Source organism: Mycobacterium sp. 050134 (assembly GCF_036409085.1).
GTDB lineage: Bacteria > Actinomycetota > Actinomycetes > Mycobacteriales > Mycobacteriaceae > Mycobacterium.
The window spans coordinates 152,567-173,701 of record NZ_JAZGLV010000013.1; the positions used below are offsets into that span (position 1 = coordinate 152,567).

Here is a 21,135-nt window from a genome sequence, read left to right on the forward strand (position 1 = left end):
GGGCCACGTAGCACAGGAAGTGATACCCGAAGGGCTTTATATGTCGATTTTTGCAGACGCCGCTAGAACGCTGGCGGCAATCGCCGGCCTCAGCGGGCAATTCGCCGGCAGCAACTTGAGCGACCGCGGCTACAGCGGCGGTTATAGCCCAGAAACTATCGCGGCCAGCTTGGCCAGTGGCGGCGCCGACTTAGGAATGTTAGCGAAGCAGCCGATCCAATCTTTAGTGGGTCGCGGTGCGCGTTACCTGAATTCACGTGGCGTCATAAAGCTTCCCACCGATAACTTTACGGGAAGATTGTATTCAAAGGGCGCAGGAGACTCTTTGAAATTCACGAGCATTATCTCCTGGACTTACACCGTGGTGGAAATGCTGGAGTTGACCACCGGATTCGGTCCAGCATATGAGGGCGACGCACTCAAAGACGGTTCGAAAGCATTCGCGGAGCTGTCCCAATTGCTGCACTCGGCAGTCCCGGATAAAACCTGGCAAGGTTCAGGTTCGGAGGCATACGCCCAGCTGAGCGCGGCGCTGCAGCAGCTTGCGATCGCGACGGCAGGGCTGGACACCAAGTTGGCCGATGCGGTCAAGGGTCACGCCGAATTGGTCAACCATATGCGGTTGGGCTTCGGGTTGCTGAAAGACCTCCTTTTTGCGGCAATGGTCATCGAGATGCTGATCGCTTTCATACCGGCTCCAGTTGGCCCAACGGTGGCTAAGGCCTTCGCCATCGCCGTCGCGGCGGCGGGGATCGCAACTGCCACCGCCTTCATCGCCACGCTGGTGAGCAACTCGTTCGAAGCCGGGGCCGAAGCCGAAGACTTGATGAATCAATACAACGAGTTGTTGTACCAGACTGGTCAGAAGGGTCAGCTGACCCAAACGTCGGCGGCCACATCCGCCGAGTCGACGGTCTCGGACTTTCAGGCCATTTCGAACAGCATGTCCGCCGGTTCAGCCCCGTCGCCCCATGCGTTCCGGGCGGCCGAGGGCCCCACTGCCTACCGCACCAACACCGAAGACACGGCACTCACAGTAACCCAGTCGAAGACCACTACCGGCGGGGCCGGAACATCCTCGTTCACCCTACCGACCATCACCCTGCCCACCCTGGCTCAGGTGAGCACGATGTCCGGGCAATCCGCCCGCATCTCGGGCCAACTCGCCCAACACGTCAACCTGTTCAACCAAGCCATGGGACAAGTCCAGCAGATCGCCCAAATGGCCCAACAAAACCAGCCCGCACCACCCCCCGCCCCCGACACCGAGACCGCCACGGACGTCAATGCCAAGACCGGTGAGGACACCGACGCGGCGGCCGGCAGCCCCGACGGCCAACGCGCACCGGTCGAACAAACCGCCCCCGGTGCCCCACCGGCACAGCCACGCGGCGAGCGGATTCTGTGAGCCCGCTGGGCGCCGCACGCCGCTAGTACTGCAGCCGTAGATCGGTTCTGGCGTGTCTGCGCTGGTCGGGGCGATGACCGCGGCATCTTGCGATGTTTGTGAAGACAATCGAATTGACCGCGGTCACCGCGGTTCACCGCGTAGACCCCGATCGGTGGTGGACCGCGTACTCGGCGATGCTCGACCGGATCGCGCCGCGCTTTGCCCGCTACGAACCATTGCGGGATGCCGGCGAGCTCATCCTTGGGGATGGCCTCGGGCCTGGACCGCAAGAATTGCTGGACTATCGCCGAACACCGCGGCGCCGCCACGCCAGATGGTCTGCAGCATCTGCTGGCGCGGGCGCGCCATCTCGCTTCCCCCGCCAATCTTGCGGGATTCAGCGTGTCCAACACACGGGGTCAAGGCCCGGTGTCGCTGCTCAATCTCGTCGAGCGGTCGATCACCGCCGACAGACTGGTCGTCGAACTCAAGAAGGTGTTCGCCTCGGCGGGCGGGCCGCCGAGGGTGTTGCGGATGGACAACGGGCCGGAGTTCATTTCGCAAGCGCTGCAACAGTTCTGCGATGGAAAGACGGACATGTCGTATATCCCGCCGGGAACGCCGTGGAACAACGGACACATCGAATCGTTCAACAACCGACTACGCAAGGAGTGCCTCAACCGCAACCACTGGAACACACTGCTCGAGGCCCGGGTGGTCATCGGCGACTTCAAGGAGGAACACAACCACCGACACCGCCACTCAGCGCTCGGCTACCGCACGCCCGCCGAGTACGCTGCCGTCTGCAGGTGCACCCCCAACCCGATGGCCTGCAGCATCAACTGAATCTGGATCAAACCAACCCGACTCTAGAAGCCGGTGGACTCAGAAACGGGGACTCGCCAAATTAGCTCATCCGCTCATCCAACGCCGGGGTTTTGGCTATATCGGTGCTGGCGCCGGTGCCGCGCCCAAATGTTGCACTTTCGTCTAGTTTAGCCCGTCTAGCACTGAAGCGAGGAGTGGTCGCCATCACTGGCGCTGATGGAAGCCTATACGTCAAGGATCGTAATTCCGCGCTTCGATCAGTCAAGGCCTCGGCGCACGTGATCGCTGCTTGATTGCGCCGGATCGCGCATGCGGCCGCTTCCCAGTGGGCACGCCGGGATTGACTCGCTACCGATCACAACCCTGTACCCAGCTCACCGATACCGATGGACGCGGGGCCGAATCTTCAACAATTGCCCACAGCGGGGCTGCGCGCAGAAATTCAGCGCATCTCGTGATTCAGTCCGCTGGCCGCGTTCTGATCTGCACCTTGGTAGGCTTTAGCTGCGGTCCGCAAGTCTTCAGCCAGCGCCGCCGACACTTCGCGGACAACCGCGAAGGCAGCTTCGCGGTCCCCCTCAGCTTCTCTGACGGCCTCGGCGCTGGGTCCGCACAGTATTCCGTGAGTGATCCAGACCTGAACACCGATGCCTGCGGGCGCCTCGGCACCTTTTGCGATATTGTTGACCGCTTCGTCGTGAGCGGTTGCCAACTTCAGTAAGTAACTTGGATTGACTTCCAGATCTGCCACGGTTTCTCCTCAATGTCCTCGTTTGCTCAGGCCACAACTAGGCGTCTTTTGCGTTACCCGCTTGAGATTGTCGTTCTTCCACAACGCGATGCTGCTGAGTTTGGTTGCTGAGCGACTCGCTTCCGACTGGCGCACGTCCGGTACCTGATGCTCCCGGTGCTGCTACGGCACCTTGGCTTTCATCGGTGCCCGCAGTACCCGCTTCTTGTCGACGCCTCGATGAGGGCTGGGAGAGATCGTTCGCGCCTACGGGCGCCTCGCGATTAAGGCGCGCTACGGCGGAAGAAAGAACGGTCGACAAGGTAGCCGTATAGTCGCCCGATCGCGTTGCCCGCGTAACCGCTCCAACAGTTGGCTGCTCGTCGATTGGTTGTTCGCTCTTGCTGCCGACTGGCGTCGATTTATGAAGCGACTCGGTGATCGGACCGTCCGATGATACAACCTTGTATCCAGTCGAACCGGTCTCGCCACTGCGGGCAAAAGGCACCTGCAAGATTGCGGTGTCAGCGCCCGCGGTCATGCGCTTCTTTAAAGGACCCAGAGTCGCCTTTGCTCCGGCGGCAATTTCCTGGTAACCACTGACCACATTCTGTACATCACCTCTATTTACTATTGATTGATTCAAAAGAGTTATCTCTGATATGAAACTACCGACGACCGCCCCAAGTGCTACGACTACTTGGAACATCATTGACAACTCAGGGCCGACACTGGGAATGGCATAAAGAGCCATGGCGACGTAAATTGCAAGGTTCAGTGCAGCTTTGATCCCACCAATGGCATTGCGAGTAAGTTCGACCTGACCGGCTTCGCGCTCCAGAATCTCCTTCATCTGGGAATCCAGATGCACGAAAGCTTGTAATCTCTTCAGTTGCTCGAGATTTTGGGCGGTGTAAGCCCGCGACGCGTCGCCCTGCCACTCGTCGTTCGGAGTGGCATAGCGAAGAGTCAGTTCGGCCGTACCCACATACGCTTGAGCCGTTTCGTACTCGGTTCCCTCGTCTTCTTGCCCGAATCCATTTAACAAATTCAGCGTCTCAACGAACAAAATGGCTGCCTGGAGCACTTCCAGCTTGGCGTCCGCCTCCAGTTTCTTCAGCCATTCGGGGCCTTTCATTTCGATAAAAATCATCGCTGCCTGCGAGAGATCCTCCACAGCAGTCGCAGCGAGGTCGCCCCAGTTCTGCGTGGCAACGTCGGTGCCAATTTCGGGTAAAGTCCCGATGATGCTCGCAATGAACAGACCCTTAGCCATTACAGTCCTTTCCGAGGCCCTGCGCTAACTACCAACGGGAAGGTGCTTCTACGAGTCACCAACCCCGCACTTCGGGCAGTGGTCCCCACGCTGTAGGATTCCGGGTCAAGGCCAGAATCAGCGAGCCGCTATCCAAGCTAAGTATGCAGGACGGAAATTGCGTCCGTAGGCACTAATTCCTTCGTACCGCCCCTGACCGGCGCAAACGTCATCGTGAGCTCGGTCACTGAGCAGTCCGGACGCCGTCGAAGTGGCGCATGCTAACTCCCGCAGCGACCGGACCGCCGGCCGCTTGAGCTGGGCGAACGCGGCGCCGGCGCCGGCGCCGTCAGTATCGACTGGCTATTCGCGCACAGGTGTGGACCGAGCAAGCGGTGCGGGTCCTGCGGTGGCAAACGCAGCTCCCCGGATGGGCGCGGAGGCCGCTGGCGCGACTCCCATCGGGGCAGCTTCATCAGCACCGACATCGTCGTGGTCATCGGTGCCAAGTTTGGCGCGGACACCCGTACGCACAGTTGAGTCGCCAAGTCGTCCACGTGCTGTCGACGGGCGTTCGGCGCTCGCCAACACAACCGGCCCAGACAACTCGGCGTGCACCGACATCTGCATCGTCTGGACGATTGTCGGTTGTGCGGTACCGGGCGCAGCCTCCGCAGCCGAAAATCGGGCAGATGGGCGCGCCGGGCCGCGGACGATACTGGCCGATCGCGACGTCGTCGCGCCAGCACTCGCAGAGCTGCTGGTGGAGTGGCGCGTGATGGATGACGAATCTCCCGCCTGTGCTGACTGCAGTGGCGAAATTTCATCCATCAAGCGTCCAGCCAGGCCGACATATTGCGTCTTTATAGCGTCAATCTCATCGGTCAGCAGCTGAGATTCCGTCACCAGATAGCAAATGAAACCCATTGCCAGCGCGAGTGCAATCGTGGAGACCACTGCTGCGAAAACTTTGGCCGCCGGCTCGCCCCCGGCTGCGGGCGTGATCATAATGAGTTCTTCGAGTATGAGTGCACCGGCGAGTAAGTCCTTCAACACTCCAAAGCTAAGGCGCATGTACGTGACCAACTCGGCATGGGCGCTCACCAGGTCCGCCAGTTCGAGGTCTAGGTTTGCGGCGGCCCTCACGACCAATTGTCGTGCGACCACTTGTTCCGCATAGGCGCCGGACGCCGAACTCACCCACCTGTCATCGGGAAGCGCCTTTACCAGCTGCTCGTAAAGAGCGGTCAACTGCACCGAACCGGCGACCAGGCTGTCACCCTCATAGGGAACCTCAAACCCAGTCGAAAGCTCCAAGACGTCCACGATGGCGAGGGTCCGGAGCAAGATACCGGTTCCCTTAGTGGCGGGGTTCCGATGCCGTCGATATCCCCGGGCGTCCGCCCAGTCCGAATAAGTGGTGATCAGGCGACGTCCGGAGAAGGTGAATCCTCCCAAGTCGCCAGCCAGGCCGGTCGCACCGGCAGCCAGGTACGGACCACTGAGTTCGCCGGTTCTAGCCAAATTGCCGAATTGCTGGCCAAAGCCAGCCAGATTCGCCGCAACATTAGCGGCCTCTACCAGGAGGGGAACAACCATTGCTAGGTCCTTGCGTCAAGATGGCACCGCGTTGAGCCGTCCCGACTGAACGTAACACAGCTCCGGCGGGGGCTCGGTCGCTTTGTTTGGTCGGCTTCTCGAAATGCGCTGCCTAAGCCGAGATCCGGCAAGAACCTTGAGTTTTGCTAAGGATTCTTCGCGTCGCGCTGTGAGCACGATGCTCATCAACAGCCCCAAGAATCGTCATCCAAGAACAGCGAAAGTGGCCGTTCGCAGACTTCTGATCTCGGGCGTTATCAACCAACCCCGCATCGACATCAACGTCGAAATGGTTAGCTTCTGCCCTGATCCGGGAGCGCCTGATGGTAGCGACTCTCCCAAGGCGGGGAGATCGCCCTTATCGGCAACCGGCGATGGCGCGGAGTACCGATAACATCTCGCCGCAGCTTGACATGGTCTGTTCCGGCACGATGGCTGAAGTAGGTTGTGACGTTGGTCCAAGCCACCTTCGCCTCCAACCCTGTTCCCACGCCAATCAATTCGGCGAGTTCCCTAAAGTGCGGTGTCAGCGTGACAATCCCTCCGGCCGCGACCGCGCGCAGGGTGAACTGCAGGAACGCCTGGGCGTCACCCAAGCTGACACTGACGTCGATGTCGTCGAACGGCACATAGACGGGATACTTGCTGGCCGTCTCCCCGAGCAACACGCCCGCCGATCCGATTGGCACTTGCCAATGGCGGTCGGGAATTAGGGTTTGACCGTGCAACGCGAAGCGCTGGTCGCCGGCGATACGAGAAAACCCGGACGGTCTCTTCGCCTTAGTCGGTGTAGTCAGTAGAACCGTAGATCGAGGGGGCATACCGGGAACAATCCGCATCCTGGTGATGGTGTGATCGGCGGACGCCGACCACCACACGTCAGGCCCACCGGGGGCTGCGTAGGCGGCGGTAAACGTATTGTTCCCTTCGATTCTCGACCATCTCTCCTTCCGGAAGCTGACGTGGGTCGCGCGGTCGAAATCGTCAAAGCTGCGCTCACATCTGGCGTCGACACCGTTGCTGGCCAATTGGTCTGCGACGCGGGTCGCCGACGCGACTAGATAGCTGGCCAGTCCGGCGACGTCGCGATCGCGCCGCTGCGCCGACTTGCCCGCGCGATGTGGCTTGGCGCGCAGGATGATCCAGGTGCGACGGTGTGCCGGCGCCGGGTCAGATCCGATCATCTCCCGGTAATGACTCACCAGGTCGGCGTTTGCCGTCGTTGCAACGCGGTAACCGGCCGAGATGATGTCGGCCTCCAAGTCGGGACAATTCACCGATAACAGCCGCTCGACCAGCCGGGTATCCACGACGTCATCGGTGTGAGCGTGTCCGTCGACAATCACCGTCGGTGTAAACGGCCGAGGAACTAACTCGATGACCGTGACTAAGGCACCGCCTTCCCAACGGACAGCCAGGTGATCACCGGGCCGAACGGTAGCGCCCACTACGGGTTCCGATGGAATCTCCAGGGGCTTCCGTCGTCGCCACAGCCATCGCCAAGCCGTCGCCAACCAGCCGGTCAGCCGTCGGCCGCGGATCGTTACGGTGGCCACCACAACGGCCACCGCCACCACAGCTGGACCGGCCCACCAATACCGCGTCTCCCGGGCCCACATGATCGCGAGGGGAGCCAGCACCGCTACCCATACCGCATGTCCGCTGGTGAATCGGAGCCCGACTAACTTCATCTTCGTCAACGCCTCCTCAAGGCGCGGAAGAGCAAGGCTCCCAAACAAAACGCAAGCATCAGACCGAAGGATCCAACGACAACTGAATCGATAGGTCCGTGGTCAGGTTCAGGTAAGGGCGTCGGAGGTCTGATCTGGTTGATTGCATACTGCGCCGGCGCGGCATCGAGTGGAACATCCCACGTAAGTGCGGCGACTGCATTCACTATGCCTGCGCCGATGGCGTTGTCGACGCCGCCACCGGGGTGTCGGGCTGTCGATGTGATCCGGCCTACGATTTGCGCCGGGGTCAGGTCGGGAAACTTCTGTCGCAGCAAGGCCGCTATGCCAGAGACATAGGCTGCCGCAAACGATGTGCCGGCAATGGGAACCGGCCCCTCCTTGCCCGCCAGTGCATCCACTGGCTCGCCCTCGGGACCCAGCGCGACGATATTTTCGGCGGGAGCAGCAGCGCCCACCCATGGTCCGTGCATCGAGAAACGGCTAGGGGAACCGTCTTCACCGATGCCTCCGACAGCCAACACCAGTGGCGCATACCACGCCGGGGTGACGATCGTCTGGACCCGTTGCCATCCACGCGGGTCCGCGGGATTGGACGGGTCTGGCGGGGGGTTCTGAGCGCAGTCGCTGCCCACGTTCCCGGCCGCCACGATGACGACCGCACCCTTGACGTTCACCGCGTAGTTGAGAGCGCCGCCCAACGTAGCCTCGTCCTCGGGCTTCTTGGCTTTGAAGCAGGCGGCTTCACTGATGTTGATGACATTGGCCCCAAGATTCGCCGCGTGCACCACAGCACGAGCCAGACTTCGGACAGATTGCCCAGCGGGTGTGGAAGTCGGGTCGTTATTGTTGACGCGCGAGTCCTTCGGTTCGTACGCCTCGGATGTCTGCCGCACGGAAATTATCCGTGCGTCGGGGGCCACGCCGACGAAGCCGTCGGTCAGCGAAGGCCGGCCGGCGATGATGGAAGCGGTGAGCGTTCCATGGGAATCACAATCGGTCAGCCCATTTCCATCCGGAACGACAAAATCGCCGCCCGGCTCCGCCGGAAGTCGGACCGAGGGATCTACGCCCGTATCGATTACCGCCACGGTGACCCCGGCGCCGGTCGCGAATTTCTGCGCTTCACGTACGCCTAGATAGGTGTCTGCCCAAGGTGGGTCGCGAAAGCTGGTCCCGGGCAACGTCATAGGTGTAGAACACAGGCGCCTCTGTTCGAGCGGCTGGTCGGGACCGGTCGCATCGGGCGGCACCGCAGCCGGATCGATTGGCGGCGGCGAGACCGCTAGGGCAGGGGGCGCACCCTGCGCAAAAATCGCGCCAACAACGGCGATCGTAGAGATGAGACGCCTACCGAGCTTGCGTTCGGTCGGCGGACCGTGATGCTGTTTCTGTCCGCCTCGCACAAGCGATTCGGGTAGGCGCTTGTCGGAGACCGACTTTCGGCCAAGAGTGCTCGCCATGAACATCGAGGGGCTTCAGTGCGTCGTAGTCTGCGATGAGCCGGCCCTCCGCTGCAATGCCGCGCGCCGCGCCCGCTTACTTATCGGACGCATCCTTGGCTCGGCGTCTCCCAATTACGCCCTCCGTCCACGCGCGGTCCTCCGTGTATAGCGCTTCTTCGTCCTGCTGCGCCCGTTTGTCCTTGCCCTGATTTTGGTTCCCTGCTCCGGGGGCGCCCAACGGCATGCCGCCCATCGCACCACCTGCATTGGGTAACCCGCGGCCTAGGGCGCCGGCGCCGGGAGCGGCCCCCCCGGGCCGTGATCCCGCCCCGGCTTCCGTCGCGGGGTCCATCGGCGTCAAGGGCAGGCCCGCCCCACCTCCTAGCGAGGCAGGCTTCATTCCACCCTTCGGTAAGCCGGCGCCTGCCTTTAAGCCATTCAACGCGTCCGCGAGCTGCGTATCGGGCGGAGTCGGTCGAGTAATAGGTGGTACCGCGTTCAGATCGTTCGGATTGGGCAGCGTTTTATCATCAAAGTTACTGTCGTCTGACCCGGGGTTAGTTTTGGTTGGGGGGTCGATGACAGTGCCGCGATCTGGGAACGTCGGAGTCACCGGCTCCAAAGCTACGTTCTTCGCATACTCGCTGAGCGACGTTTCCGATCTCGTCTGCAATCTCTGGTGCCACTGCGTTGCCAAGCCCACATCTTTGGGGTCGTTCTTCGCATAGTATTGGTACCACCACTCATTCATCGTCACCTCGTAAAGCGTCGGATGCTCTGTGGCGACGCTCCCAGTCCCGCCGCCAGTGACGTCTCGAACGACCTGTCCGCCAACACAGGCTTTCTTGTGCGCACCAACGACCTGCAGAGCCTGTGCTGCCAGCTTTCGGCAGGACTGCACCATTGACGAGATCCACCGACTTTGTGCTTCGAAGTTCTGCTCCACCTTGTCTCGGGCTTCGCCTTGCCAGGAGTCAAACCGCCGGAATCGCGACGTTTCCAGCTGGAGTGCCCGCTGAAACACATCCCACTCGTTCGCGAATGCTTTTAAGGCTGCCCCCTGGTCACCGGATTCGAGGATTGTCGCCGCGTCCTTGACGTCGTAGTAAGAGGCCTCGGATTGAACGCGCTCGGTGCGCGGTATCCCGCCAGATTGTTGTCTCTCCTCGGCGACGGCAGATAACTCGTCTTTACCGCGTGTTGCCGCGGCGCCGTTCGAGGATTTGGCGTTGGCTATGGCTGCGGCAGATCCCTCGTCGACCTCCCCGTATGCTTTGGCCGCGTTCCTCAACGATGTCGCCAGCCGAGTCCACTCACGTTCGCAGGATTTCAGAGCTTGCCGAACCGATTCGGTGGACATTGCCAGCTGTGTGGCAGCGTCGTTGACGAAGGAGAGGGTGCACGGTCCCGTCGGGTCTGTGGTCGGGATGGCCGGGAGCGGCGCCTCGAGCTCCTTCGCCCTTTTCAACAATTCGTCATACTCGACGTTCAGCGTCTCTGCCATGTCCCCTCATTCTCTCTTCGCCCGCACCGTCACCATGGGCGGAGGTGGTCGGATGGGGGCGCGTGACGCTCAGCGCTGCTGGTCGTCAGGCGCCTCACGCCGCTAATTGCTCGGGCGCAATTGACCCGGGGCCAAGACGTAAACACTTACCGCCCCTTCCGTGATACGGGCCAACGAGTCTGCGCGATCGAATCGGTGGTTGTCGACGCTAATCGTAGTCCACCGCGGCCGCTCAGAGGTGCACCATTTCGCGCGCAGGTGCAAGTCGCTTAGCCAGAAGTGCGGCCACCCGGGCCGGCGGCCCCTCTTGCCAATCGCTTTGCCTAACCGTTGATCCGGTGCGATCAACAGGGTGTGCGATGCAACCGCGAGCACCCGCCCGCGCCGACCGACAGGCCGTCGCTGCCACCCCTACCTCCGCGCCGCGGAACCCCATCTCGGCGATGTCGCCATAAGCTCTCGGAGCAGCAGCTGATGAAGTTCCGGTACACCGCAGCTGTTGACGGAAAGACATGGCTGGGCTGCGGGACTGCTATTCCGTCCGGCGCCTGGAGGACGGCGTGAAGCTCGACATTCACCTTCAGACCCATTCCGAAATAAATGTGCAAGGCGGACGTCGCTATGTCGGTGCTACCAAAAGCGAAGTCATGCTGCGCTGCACACAATCGCTCGTCACGTCCATCAATTAGGCTGATGGGGACATTGGCGAGTCCCCGTATTCAGTCACGAGAGGCGCCATGTCGTCCACGGCCCAAAGCGGCACTGGAGGAGCAATTCGCACGCGACGAATACGTGTTGGATGGAGCACGCCACGCTGAGCCAGAATTGGCCACTATTCGAGCGACTCGCCCGCTATTCGAGCACGCCATACGGACTTGAGAACCACGTATTCGAGCATTCAACCATCAACATGATCTGGCGCGACAAGGTGTCATTATTTACCCCGATACAGTCCCTCGCGCTGCACCCGCAGTACGCGGAGCAAAAGGACCCGTATCTCGATTGGCGAGAGTGGTGGAGTTCCGCGGCCTACCGATCCGGCGCCGTCGCCTCAAATAGTGTGCACTCATTCTGTAGTGTCGCAGATTTGAATTGGCGGTAGAGCTTGACCCGAATCGCACCGTCGTGCATGTGGGTCAGCAGCTGCTGCAGTCCACCAAAAAGGTCTTCGTACTGCTCATTCAGAACCGCCAATTCCGTGGCGTATTGCTCTGGGCGGTTAGTGTGCGCAATGCGCAGCGCGAGTACGGACAGCCGATCAACGATGCGACCGGGGGTCTCGGTGTGCAGCGGCGCATTCTCCCCCGCGTTGACCTGCTGCAGCAGCAGTTCGTCGATATCCTCGACCGTTGAATTGCGCTTCGCGTTGAGGGCATCGATGAGCCGCTTCGTGCAAGCGACCGCGTGGTCGTCGATGCCGGGCCGGCGAACCGCATCTTCGTGATGCCACAAACTGAAATTGGTCGCGTGAAGATCCATCGCTTTCACCGTAACTTCGCCGCTATCAGGAGTCGGCTGGTAGGTAGCGCTGTGCCAGCTAAGCGCGAGGTCTTTGAACTTCTGCACAGCACTGAGAAGCTGACCAGACGGTGAATCAAGCGGTGCGCCGGTCGGCACGATAAATAGTCCTTTCAGTCCGCGGATCTTTCACCTACGACCTGATGAACTCCAGCACGTCTGCATTGACAGTGTCGGCATGCGTGGTAATCAAGCCGTGCGGCAGGCCCGTGTAGGTCTTCAACGTGCTGTTCGGTAGTAGCTCGGCAGATAGCTTGCCGGCGATGCCGTATGGCACGACTTGGTCGTCTTTGCTGTGGAGCACAAAAACTGGCACTGCGATCTTCCGAAGGTCTGCTCTGAAATCGGTCTGGGACCAAGCGACGATCTCGTCATACTGTGCCTTCGCGTCACCGGCCATGCCCTGGCGCCACCAGTTGGCGATGGTGGCTTCAGACGGTTCGGTTCCGGGCTGGTTGTAACCATAGAACGGTCCGGACGGCACCGCGCGGAAGAACTCGGAGCGGTTGGCTGCCAGTTGTGCCTGGAGATCGTCGAAGATTTCTTTAGGCATTCCACCGGGATTGTCCGCGGTCTTCACCATGAAGGGTGGAACCGCATCGATGAGAACAGCTTTGGCGGTCCGGCCTGTTCCGTGGCGGCTGAGATAGCGCACCACCTCCCCGCCGCCACAGGAGTGGCCGACGTGCACCGCGTCGTGCAGATCCAGATGTTCAACCACCGCGGCCAGGTCGTCGGCGTAATGGTCCATGTCGTGCCCGTTGGCGACCTTGGCGGACCGTCCGTGCCCGCGGCGGTCGTGTGCGACCACACGATAACCATGGTTCAAAAAGAACAGCATCTGAGGATCCCAGTCGTCGGACGACAGTGGCCAACCGTGGCTGAACACGATCGGCTGGCCCGACCCCCAGTCTTTGTAGTGAATATCGACGCCGTCACCGGTGGTGACCTTGGGCATTGTCGATCCTTTCGCTCAAGCGTTGAGGGGGATGTGCGAACTATGGCGAACGGGGTGGCTCTATTGATGCCTTGAGCGCGATCCCGACCTGTCAGACGGTGAGGGCGCAGTCCCCTCCTCGGAGTATTTGACGGGAGCCAGCCATGCCTCCAAGGCGTACGGCCGTTCCGGTGAAACTGGCCGCGCAATGTTCATCGCTGCCCTCGGATGCCATGCCCGGCAGCATCTGCGATTACTGACATTTGCACACACCTGACTCCTCATCTCGCAGAGAACGATCAGTGTTCGCACTGGGACTCTTCAGCGACTGGGGTGATCAGGAAGGCAGGCTGTGAAAAAGTTTGTCGCTACCGCCGTTTGGGTTCGATATCACTGACGCAAGGCGTCCGGCCGCCCGTTCCTCGGCCGCTGCGGCACGTTCGCTGTCACGGTCTTCCTCCTCCGTGGCTGCCTGGTCGGCGGACGGCTCGTCATTCTTCATGCCGCCAGACGCTGCCGGAGTGCTGGTAGGTGCGGCACCTTGGAATCCCTGGACCAAGCTCTGGGCGAACGTCGAAGCTGTCTGAGTCGCATTCGCCGCGTCGCCCAGTTTCGGAACATTCGGTCCTAGCGTTGAAAGAAGGTCTGGTGTGCCTGGGGACTTCCGCGTTTCATCAACCAGCGACTCGCCGCCAGCCGGCCGGTCCGATCTGGGCAAAATGTTCCGATCCGCCCGGTAGGCGTCGCCGTCGCTCGCGGCGAAAAATTCCACGCCGATCAATCGATCGCTGATCGATTGATCGGCGTCCGCGTAGATGCCAGCCGCAGCGGCGAACTTAGATCCCGTCTGTCGTAACGCGACCTTGATGTCGCGGAGCCCATCGAGTACCGGTGTCTCGATCACCGGCATTGTCGCATTGATCGCGGCCGCAACCGGGTCCGCCCCAGTGGCGGCAATTGGCGGTGGAGCCGCAGGAAGCACGTGTGCCCGCAGATCGGACCCGGCGTCCTTGAGGCGGGGTGGATCGACAATGAGTTGATCACTCATCGTCGGCCACTATCGATGCGTACACCATGGAGAAATATTACCGAACGCGATGAGCTGTGATTGCAGAGATTTGCATCACGGTCCGCACGAATCAAAATTGAACGTTTCGAGCAGCGTCGTAGACGCCGGTTACCCAGAGGAGAATCGGAATTATGGCAGTGACCAGAAGGCCGTCCAGCAACTCGAGTATTCGCTTCATGACGGGCGAAATGCGACGGACCTCGACGGTTGCCCCTACCACCCCGAGCGCGACGACTGCTGTCGCCAGCAAGATGGTGAGGAGCCACCATGCGCTATACGGATTCCAGACGGTCAACTTTGCTGTTACCCCTAACGGGATCACGACGGTTGCGGCCAACAACGACCAGGCGCACCACCGGTCCGCAAATAGTCGTGACCGGAAGCCGCACATTGTGGTGACCAGGCCAGCTAGTACCAATGTGTGGACGAGGAAATGCCCTCGTACGACCACGGTGATTGCTCCGGTAGCCAGGAGAGCAGAGCCGGCCGTCACGTAGCCGTTGAGCAACTGCTTAGCTAGTCGGCTTCGCTCGGTGAGACGGACGGCGGACGTTGGCACCGATGCGGCGATGGCTCGCCAGGTCCGTGTTTCGTCGGTTTCGCTCACGTGATCGGCCGCAACGGGGTCGAGCAACTCGTCATGCTCCACTATTTCGCCCGGAGCAGGTACCGGGGGTAGGGCGATTCGCGCAACCGCTACTGTCAATTTGGCTGCGTTGGTCACCGTGAAGAGCCCGAAAATGATTGCACCGGCGGGCACCCAGCGTTGCCAACCATAGCCGAAGGCGATTGCCGCTACGGTTGCGCCGAACGCAGCGATCGTGGTGAACGATGCCAGCTCGTGGCGACCACGTGGACCGCCCCGCGTGAGCATTACCAACAAGAGGATGGCAGCGGCGCCGCCCGCAATCTGCGGAGCACCTATCGAGTCGACTCCGCGAGGCCTCGGGATGGCCAGTGCCACAGCAACGGAGACGAACGGAAACGCCGCCACCAGCAAGCTTTCAGCCAAGCTCACGTCTTGGTAGAACTTTCCGGCCGCCCAACTGCCCGCGAGCAGAGCAATTCCCCCAATGCCTAGCGCTATCGACCACCACAGCGGGCGGCCGGTGCTACTCCATGCCAGCGCAGCCAGAGTGGTCAATGCCAGCGTCACCACTGGAATCGCAACGTGCACAAAGCGATTGAGCGCGGGCCGGTCGAACGAAGGCGATTCGTCGAGCACCGCGATCGCGTCGATCACGTCCTCGACTAATGGTCGGTAACGCTCGGTGCGACTGACCGATACCAAGAGCAGCAACGAGCCGTCAACCACTTCTGCCTCGTCGAGTGATTGGTCCGGGTTGATTGGAGGCGCGCCCGGCCTAGCGAACGTCCAAGCACCCTGCGCCGAGAAATCAAACTCGGCCAATGTTTCTGCAGGCGTTCCTTCCAGCAGGCTGGCCAGTACCGTTACGGTCTCGTCGATATAGCTCTCGATTGGGGCAGACGGCGGCAGCACCACGTCTGTCATCCGCTTACCGGTGAGAATCGTGACTCGCGTCACCGGGGGCTTGGCCGGCGCTGACTTGGTAGTCGTGCTCGCGGTAGTACGAGCTGCGGTTGGTGCGCTCAATTGTCCTTACCCCTGTCGAAGTCGGCGGACAGTGCTGCGGCCAGCTGAATCAGCTTACGCTTGTACGCGCGGCCTAAATGGTCAAGCTGGATCTCGGTGCCCTTGGCGATATGTTCATCCCAGGGCAGCACAAATACTCGTTCGGGTTGTACGTGTTTCTCGAACTCTCGAGTCAATTCTTTGACGGCCACGTTGGGCTTGCCGGGCGCGACGTGGTTAATCACTATGCAGCTGCGGCCTACCAGATCCTGGTAGCCGTTGTTCCGGAGCCAGTCGATCGCGATCGCGGCTTGGCGGGCACCGTCGATTGACGCGCTCGAAACGATCACTGCGGCGGAGATCGTCGAGAGCACGCCTTGGGTAACCGGATCGAGCAAGCTTGCCCCGCAGTCGATCAACGTCAAATTATAGAATCGGGGCACTGCGTCCGCTGCACGGTGCCAGTCCGATTCGCTTAACGCGCGGGGCGTGGTGCTGTAATCCGGCGCGGCAAGGACTTCGAGGTCGACCGCGTTGGCGCTGAGGTGGGCTCGAACGTTGTTGTAATGCGAAAGGTCCCGCTCGGTTAGGAGGTCGGTGATGGTCGCTTTCGACTGGCGCCCGACTCGATCCGCCAGATTACCGGAACCGGCATCGGCATCGAACGCCAAAATGCGGTCGTTGCGCAGTTGAGCGAACAACGAACCCAGCGTCACAGTCAGACTCGTTTTGCCGACGCCGCCTTTCGGGCCCAGAATCCCGATCTGATAGGAACCTCGGGGAGTATTACGAATGTCATTGCAGAGACTTAGCTCTTGCTTTTCCTCTCGCGATAGACCCAAGTTGATACGAGTCAGCTTGAAGACCCAGCGCCGCCATCCTCGGCGAGGAACCGGCTTACTCGCTGGCTTTTGAATCGGCATGAGGGCGATGTGCGCAACCGCAGACGGTGCGTGGCGTGCGGTCCTGGGGACATGAATCGAATCGGGATGTGTCGGTGTGTCATCGGGAAGCCCGAATTGGGCAGTTTCCGCCGCGGCTTGTGCATCAGTGGCCTTGAAATCGCTTCGATCTTCGAGCGAAGGTATGTGCTGTTGTGCACGTGGACTTCGGGAGCTACGCGCATGACGCGCGTGGCGCGCATGGTGAGCGGTATTACCTGCTTCAGGTACCCGGCTCGGCGCGTTGTTGGGTGGTGCGGCCGGCTCGCTTCGTTGTGCCGGCATCCGGTCGGTTGGGCTTTCAGCATCGGCTGGTGCGTGGCGCCCGATCCGGTCGATGGGCAGCGGGGGCGACTGGCGTCTCGGCTGAGCAGGCGCTGCTGGCGCGATCCAATCCACTGGCGGCGCGGGAGTCGCACTTTCCGGTTGCACGAGTGTTGCCGGCGCCGCGGACGCGGTCGGGCCCGGCGGAATGCCGGCTTGCTGCGGCCCGTCTGGGGTGACTTGGCTAGGCGGCTTGGCCGGGGCGGGGAAGCTGACGTTGAAGTCGCCGTCTGCGCCAATCTCTTCCGGCAATTCGGTCCCGTCGGGGTACTGGAAAAGTCGGTCGTAATCGGCGCCCATGACAACCTCTCATACGTCGTTAGGCGATAAAGCACGGAACGGACCGGGCTCCTTAGTTGGAGTACCCGGCCCGATCCCGTACTTCGGCGTTCGCTCTGTTGTTAGCTGAACATTCCGGTGACGCCAGCCTCTGTTTGAGCCATCGACTGACCCGCCTCGGAAATGCGCTGGGACAACGCGTGAAGCGAGGCGTTCAGCTCGGCAGACGCTGCATCCCAACGCTGCTGCACTTGCTGGTACGCCTCGGAACCGCTGCCGCCCCATGCCGCGGCAAGCTTCGCGAGCGACGCCTTGCCCTCGTCGAGCAGTCCCTGAGTGGTCTGCACGGCGCCGGCGATGGAGCCTGCGCCACTCTCGATACCTGCGAAATTCCATGACTGTTCTGACATGCTCTGATCCTCTTCTTTCCCGATGATTGTTATTAGAAGTTCATCTGAGCCGACAACGAGCTGGACTGCTCGTCATCAGCCTGCTGGTACTGGACGCCAGCCTGCGAGATGTTGTTGTGAATCTCGCCGAGGGCCTTGATCTGGGCCTGACCGGCTTCGTGGAAGCGGGCCAGCGCCTGCTGGGCCGCCGCGCCGGCCGCGCCGCGCCAGTGTCCGGCCAATTCGCCGCCCGTCTGCTCTACCGCGCCGATGGTGCGGGAAAGCTCACCGGAGATCCGGTCGAAGTTGCTAGCCTCGGCGCTGAGGGTAGCAGCATCAGTCTTCATCTCTGCCATGCTTGACTACTTTCTGTGTTGCTGTTCTCGCCAACTTGATGGCAAGCCTTCCGGCCGGGCGGCCGGGAAGTCTGTGGTTGTCGGCTCTCACCAGTCGTCGTGGTCCTCCGACTCGAATGTCGAGCCATAGCCGTCGTCGCTACTCTGCTGCTCGAGCAGCGCGGGGATCGCTAACCCCGCCCTGCCGCCGGAGCCGGCCTGCGCGCCGGCGCCCATCATGCTCATAGGGGCGGAACCACCAGCCGCTGCGGAGGCTCCGGCTGCGCCGCTGGCCGGTGCAACTTGAGGGGCCTTGTCGATAAGATCGCTGATCAGCGTGGTGCGCGCTGCCGATCCCCCTGCGCCCGGAAGGGATTCAGCGTGCATGAGGCCCATTCCGACGCTCGGACCCGAGCCTCCGGCCAACGGATGGTTCGACAATGGACTCGCACCGAGAAGGCCGACTTGTCCGGTCTCGCCCGGCTCAACCGACCCGGCGGGGGCCTCAGGCATGCCGCCGCCCGCCTGATTGGTTTGGCTGGCCAGCGAGGTAAGCTGCTGCACCGGTTGCATCAGCTGCTGCATTGGCCCGCTCAGCTGACCCACTTGGTTGAGTCCGCTCAGGACTTGTCCGAGCCCCTCCTCAAGAGAGCCCGCGAGATCGGGTGTGACGGAGTCCAACTCAGCTGCTGCTGCACCGAGCGCGCGCGCTGCGCTAGGCGCGAGTTCCGAGGGGAGCTCGGACAGGATGCTAGCGCGTACCGCCTCGGCGGCTTCGGGTTGAAGGATCGGCTCCATCGGCGGAATCTCTTCGAACATGGTATTGGCGACCGTCTCTGCCTGATAGAGGTCCATCGCTGTCCCGGCCTGATTCCACATCCGTACGAAGTAGTCGGTCTCGTTGAAACCGATAGGGACCAAATTGATTCCGAGGAAGTTGGTCGCCGTGAGAACCGCATGCGTGATGTGATTGCCCACGATTTCCGGAAGCGACGGAGTCGTCGCCAGGGCTTTCAGATAAGAGGCAGCCTGCGCCGTAGCTTGCTGGGCGCGCTGCCGCGCTTGCTGCGCCGACATCTCCAACCAGGCAACCGTCGGGGTGGCGGACGCAATCGCCCTTTCGCTACTTGCACCGCTCCACACGCCCTTGAGAGCGGCTAACTTAGCCGCCAATTCGGTGGCCTGATTGTCGAGGTCAACGGCCAGGGCCTCCCACCCGGCAGCGGCCTGCAGCATCGGAGCAGGACCCGCGCCGGCCATCAGCCGCGCGGTGTTCAGCTCGGGTGGCATTGCGTGCCACAACACTGCAATCAGGTCCTTTCCATCGAGAAGGTGCGCACAATGCGGGTAAGCGTGGGTCGGCACAGCTTTGTCAGCGGCCGGATCAGGTTTCGAGTGAGACTTCGGTGAACTTCTTATTCAATTCTTCGTCCCGGTAAAGCAGCTCGTGGGACACCTGACTGGCCGATCGAATGCCGTGCCCGGTTCCCAAGGTTTCGCCCCTTTGCTGGGATTGAGACAATCCTATCCGCCGCTGGGGGGTGCTGGGTGCACTTCTTCTGGCGGCTCGATGTACACGGCCTGGATGACCTCTTTGCCCTCGGGCGAGAGCAGAAATGCCTGGCCGGGCGGGCGGCGCTTCACCTCGATCTCTCGGGACGGGAAATCCTGCTTGTCGCCTGAAAGGAACAATGTGGGCGATCCCGCACCGTAAGCGGCACCGACGAATTTATCCATCGTGGCCTTGTACGCGGCGCTCATTTGGCAGGTCACAATGATGTGCAGGCCGATATCGGCCGCCGCGGGCAGCAGCGGAGCTAGTGGTGCCATTGGCGGCATTCCGGAGGCGGCTCCCACGATCATGTGCCAGTCATCGACGAGCAGCACGACGTCGAATCCCTTCCACCACGATCGGGAACGTAGCTGTGCAGTCGTCAGGTCCGCCGGCGGCAAACGTTTCTGCAGGTTCGCGGCGAGTGCCTTGATGGATTCGTCGAGCGCCGCGCTATTGCGGTTGATCGCCCCTGCGGCGAGCAGGTGGGTGTCCGGCACCGCATCCAGCAGGCCCGAGCGGTAATCGGCGAGCATGAAGCGCACTTGATCAGGACTGTTGCGCGCGCAGATGGCACGCGCGATGGCATGAGCCGTCCGAGTCTTACCTGATTTGGGTCCGCCGAAGATCAACAAGTGCGGTGTCGTCGACATGTCGGTATAGGCCACCGACAAGTCTGTTTCGCGGAGTCCGATTGGGATCAACCACCGGGCGCGGTAGTCGGAATCGGGCCCGGGCGGCTGGGGGTCGAGCTCATGGAGGTAGACGCGTTCGGGTAGCACCCGAACGCGGGGCGCCTGATCCGTGTACTGCGCCGCAACCTCATTGACTGCAGACGTGATCGCTTCGACTATGTTGTCGGCGCTGTGGACGCCATCGAATCGAGGCACGCCGATCATCAGGTGATGCTTCTCGACCGACATGGCGCGACCCGGACGATTCGCGGGTATTGCCCTGGTGGCGCGGTCGATCTGCGTGTCGTTGACGTCGCCGAGCCGGAACTCGATCTTGCTGCCGAGGTAGTCGCGGACGCGCGACTTGAGTTCCGTCCACCGCGGCGTGGTGATCACGGTATGGACGCCGAACGAGAGGCCTTGCGCCGCTAATTCTTGAACCTGCGATTCCAGATCCGGAAACTCGCTGACGAAAGCCGGCCACCCGTCGATTACCAGGAACACGTCGCCGAACGGATCAGCTGCAACTGGTTGATTAGGGTCCTCCCGAAGTTGCCGGTATGCGGCAATCGAACCAACCCGGTATTGCTTGAAGGTGGCTTCGCGTTGTCGCAGGACGGCTTGCATTTCCGCAATGACACGCTTGACCCGGTCGGGTTCGGAGCGAGTGGTCACGCCGCCGACATGGGGGAGGTTTTCGAGGTACATCAGCCCGCCGCCGCCGAGGTCTATGCAATAGAACTGCACCTGCCGTGGGGTGTGCGTTGCGGCCGCCGACAGCACCATGGTCTGTAGAAGTGTCGATTTTCCCGTCTGCGGTGCGCCGGCGATACCGATGTTGCCGCCTGCCCCGGAGACGTCGACCCCCCACACGCCTTGTAGGTGCCGGCGCGGCTCATCCATGATGCCCAGCGGGAACCACAATGGCTGATGCTTGTCGCGGGCGATCAGCTCGCCGACCGGAGTCGGGTCCGTCAGCGGGGGCAGCCACATTTTGTACGCACGTGACTCAGTCGTGCTGAGTTGTTCCAAAACCACTTCACGTAAGGCGCGGGACTCCGAGTGAGATTCGATAGTCATC

The 21,135-nt window shown here is 61.6% G+C and carries 16 protein-coding genes and 2 pseudogenes; 3 read left to right on the forward strand and 15 right to left on the reverse strand.

From position 1 onward, the window contains the following. The first annotated feature begins 40 nt into the window (after window positions 1–40). From SKC42_RS17280 to SKC42_RS17285, 3 genes and pseudogenes are all read left to right on the forward strand, one after another. Complete coding sequence (locus tag SKC42_RS17280) at window positions 41–1,408, forward strand: EspA/EspE family type VII secretion system effector (protein ID WP_330965492.1); 1,368 nt, start codon at window positions 41–43, stop codon at window positions 1,406–1,408. 176 nt (window positions 1,409–1,584) lie between these two features. Further along, window positions 1,585–1,753 (forward strand): annotated as a pseudogene (locus SKC42_RS27770) (IS701 family transposase); the annotation flags it as partial. A gap of 81 nt (window positions 1,754–1,834) precedes the next feature. Next, window positions 1,835–2,236, forward strand: a pseudogene (locus SKC42_RS17285) (integrase core domain-containing protein); the annotation flags it as partial. 424 nt (window positions 2,237–2,660) lie between these two features. Here SKC42_RS17285 and SKC42_RS17290 read toward each other — a convergent pair. The 15 genes from SKC42_RS17290 to eccCb all read right to left on the reverse strand — a co-directional run bounded on the left by SKC42_RS17290 (window position 2,661) and on the right by eccCb (window position 21,134). Beyond that, complete coding sequence (locus tag SKC42_RS17290; RefSeq protein WP_330965493.1) at window positions 2,661–2,969, reverse strand: ESX-1 secretion-associated protein; 309 nt, start codon at window positions 2,967–2,969, stop codon at window positions 2,661–2,663. A 37-nt stretch (window positions 2,970–3,006) separates the two neighbouring features. Then, entirely contained in the window at window positions 3,007–4,224 is a 1,218-nt protein-coding gene (locus SKC42_RS17295) for an EspA/EspE family type VII secretion system effector (protein WP_330965494.1), read from the reverse strand. A 342-nt stretch (window positions 4,225–4,566) separates the two neighbouring features. Continuing rightward, a complete protein-coding gene (locus tag SKC42_RS17300; protein WP_330965495.1) occupies window positions 4,567–5,802 on the reverse strand; it encodes an EspA/EspE family type VII secretion system effector in 1,236 nt (411 codons plus the stop codon). Between the two features lie 293 nt (window positions 5,803–6,095). After that, window positions 6,096–7,493 carry a type VII secretion protein EccE gene (gene eccE, locus SKC42_RS17305; protein ID WP_330965538.1) on the reverse strand — a complete coding sequence of 466 codons (1,398 nt, stop codon included), beginning with the start codon at window positions 7,491–7,493 and terminating at the stop codon, window positions 6,096–6,098. Window positions 7,494–7,498: 5 nt separating this feature from the next. Then, window positions 7,499–8,683 carry a type VII secretion-associated serine protease mycosin gene (gene mycP / locus SKC42_RS17310; protein ID WP_330965496.1) on the reverse strand — a complete coding sequence of 395 codons (1,185 nt, stop codon included), beginning with the start codon at window positions 8,681–8,683 and terminating at the stop codon, window positions 7,499–7,501. A gap of 349 nt (window positions 8,684–9,032) precedes the next feature. Then, window positions 9,033–10,442, reverse strand: a complete 1,410-nt coding sequence (locus SKC42_RS17315; protein WP_330965497.1) for a PPE domain-containing protein — start codon at window positions 10,440–10,442, stop codon at window positions 9,033–9,035. Between the two features lie 1,029 nt (window positions 10,443–11,471). Beyond that, window positions 11,472–12,059, reverse strand: a complete 588-nt coding sequence (locus SKC42_RS17320; RefSeq protein ID WP_330965498.1) for a DUF4254 domain-containing protein — start codon at window positions 12,057–12,059, stop codon at window positions 11,472–11,474. A 34-nt stretch (window positions 12,060–12,093) separates the two neighbouring features. After that, complete coding sequence (locus tag SKC42_RS17325) at window positions 12,094–12,918, reverse strand: alpha/beta fold hydrolase (RefSeq protein ID WP_330965499.1); 825 nt, start codon at window positions 12,916–12,918, stop codon at window positions 12,094–12,096. A gap of 316 nt (window positions 12,919–13,234) precedes the next feature. Then, entirely contained in the window at window positions 13,235–13,945 is a 711-nt protein-coding gene (locus tag SKC42_RS17330; RefSeq protein ID WP_330965500.1) for a hypothetical protein, read from the reverse strand. A 91-nt stretch (window positions 13,946–14,036) separates the two neighbouring features. Continuing rightward, window positions 14,037–15,581 (reverse strand): type VII secretion integral membrane protein EccD, encoded by a 1,545-nt coding sequence (eccD, locus tag SKC42_RS17335; protein WP_330965501.1) that lies wholly within the window; start codon window positions 15,579–15,581, stop codon window positions 14,037–14,039. Further along, window positions 15,578–17,125, reverse strand: a complete 1,548-nt coding sequence (locus SKC42_RS17340; RefSeq protein WP_330965502.1) for a MinD/ParA family ATP-binding protein — start codon at window positions 17,123–17,125, stop codon at window positions 15,578–15,580. Before SKC42_RS17340 ends, eccD begins: the two co-directional genes overlap by 4 nt. Window positions 17,126–17,226: 101 nt before the next feature. Continuing rightward, a complete protein-coding gene (locus SKC42_RS17345) occupies window positions 17,227–17,514 on the reverse strand; it encodes a WXG100 family type VII secretion target (RefSeq protein WP_330965503.1) in 288 nt (95 codons plus the stop codon). A 32-nt stretch (window positions 17,515–17,546) separates the two neighbouring features. Continuing rightward, complete coding sequence (locus SKC42_RS17350) at window positions 17,547–17,840, reverse strand: WXG100 family type VII secretion target (RefSeq protein WP_442932177.1); 294 nt, start codon at window positions 17,838–17,840, stop codon at window positions 17,547–17,549. A 96-nt stretch (window positions 17,841–17,936) separates the two neighbouring features. Then, the gene (locus SKC42_RS17355) at window positions 17,937–19,118 is read right to left on the reverse strand and encodes a PPE family protein (protein WP_442932178.1); all 1,182 of its coding nucleotides are present in this window, start codon (window positions 19,116–19,118) and stop codon (window positions 17,937–17,939) included. Between the two features lie 234 nt (window positions 19,119–19,352). Next, window positions 19,353–21,134 (reverse strand): type VII secretion protein EccCb, encoded by a 1,782-nt coding sequence (eccCb, locus tag SKC42_RS17360; RefSeq protein WP_330965505.1) that lies wholly within the window; start codon window positions 21,132–21,134, stop codon window positions 19,353–19,355. Between the last annotated feature and the right edge of the window lies 1 nt (window position 21,135).

Excerpts from the sequence above, each read along its gene's own strand:
- SKC42_RS17280 (WP_330965492.1), top strand. The coding sequence starts at position 41 with ATGTCGATTTTTGCAGACGCCGCTAGAACGCTGGCGGCAATCGCCGGC.
- SKC42_RS17295 (WP_330965494.1), bottom strand. The coding sequence starts at position 4,224 with ATGGCTAAGGGTCTGTTCATTGCGAGCATCATCGGGACTTTACCCGAA.
- SKC42_RS17300 (WP_330965495.1), bottom strand. The coding sequence starts at position 5,802 with ATGGTTGTTCCCCTCCTGGTAGAGGCCGCTAATGTTGCGGCGAATCTG.
- eccE (WP_330965538.1), bottom strand. The coding sequence starts at position 7,493 with ATGAAGTTAGTCGGGCTCCGATTCACCAGCGGACATGCGGTATGGGTA.
- mycP (WP_330965496.1), bottom strand. The coding sequence starts at position 8,683 with ATGACGTTGCCCGGGACCAGCTTTCGCGACCCACCTTGGGCAGACACC.
- SKC42_RS17315 (WP_330965497.1), bottom strand. The coding sequence starts at position 10,442 with ATGGCAGAGACGCTGAACGTCGAGTATGACGAATTGTTGAAAAGGGCG.
- SKC42_RS17325 (WP_330965499.1), bottom strand. The coding sequence starts at position 12,918 with ATGCCCAAGGTCACCACCGGTGACGGCGTCGATATTCACTACAAAGAC.
- SKC42_RS17330 (WP_330965500.1), bottom strand. The coding sequence starts at position 13,945 with ATGAGTGATCAACTCATTGTCGATCCACCCCGCCTCAAGGACGCCGGG.
- SKC42_RS17340 (WP_330965502.1), bottom strand. The coding sequence starts at position 17,125 with ATGGGCGCCGATTACGACCGACTTTTCCAGTACCCCGACGGGACCGAA.
- SKC42_RS17345 (WP_330965503.1), bottom strand. The coding sequence starts at position 17,514 with ATGTCAGAACAGTCATGGAATTTCGCAGGTATCGAGAGTGGCGCAGGC.
- SKC42_RS17350 (WP_442932177.1), bottom strand. The coding sequence starts at position 17,840 with ATGAAGACTGATGCTGCTACCCTCAGCGCCGAGGCTAGCAACTTCGAC.
- SKC42_RS17355 (WP_442932178.1), bottom strand. The coding sequence starts at position 19,118 with ATGCCACCCGAGCTGAACACCGCGCGGCTGATGGCCGGCGCGGGTCCT.
- eccCb (WP_330965505.1), bottom strand. The coding sequence starts at position 21,134 with ATGACTATCGAATCTCACTCGGAGTCCCGCGCCTTACGTGAAGTGGTT.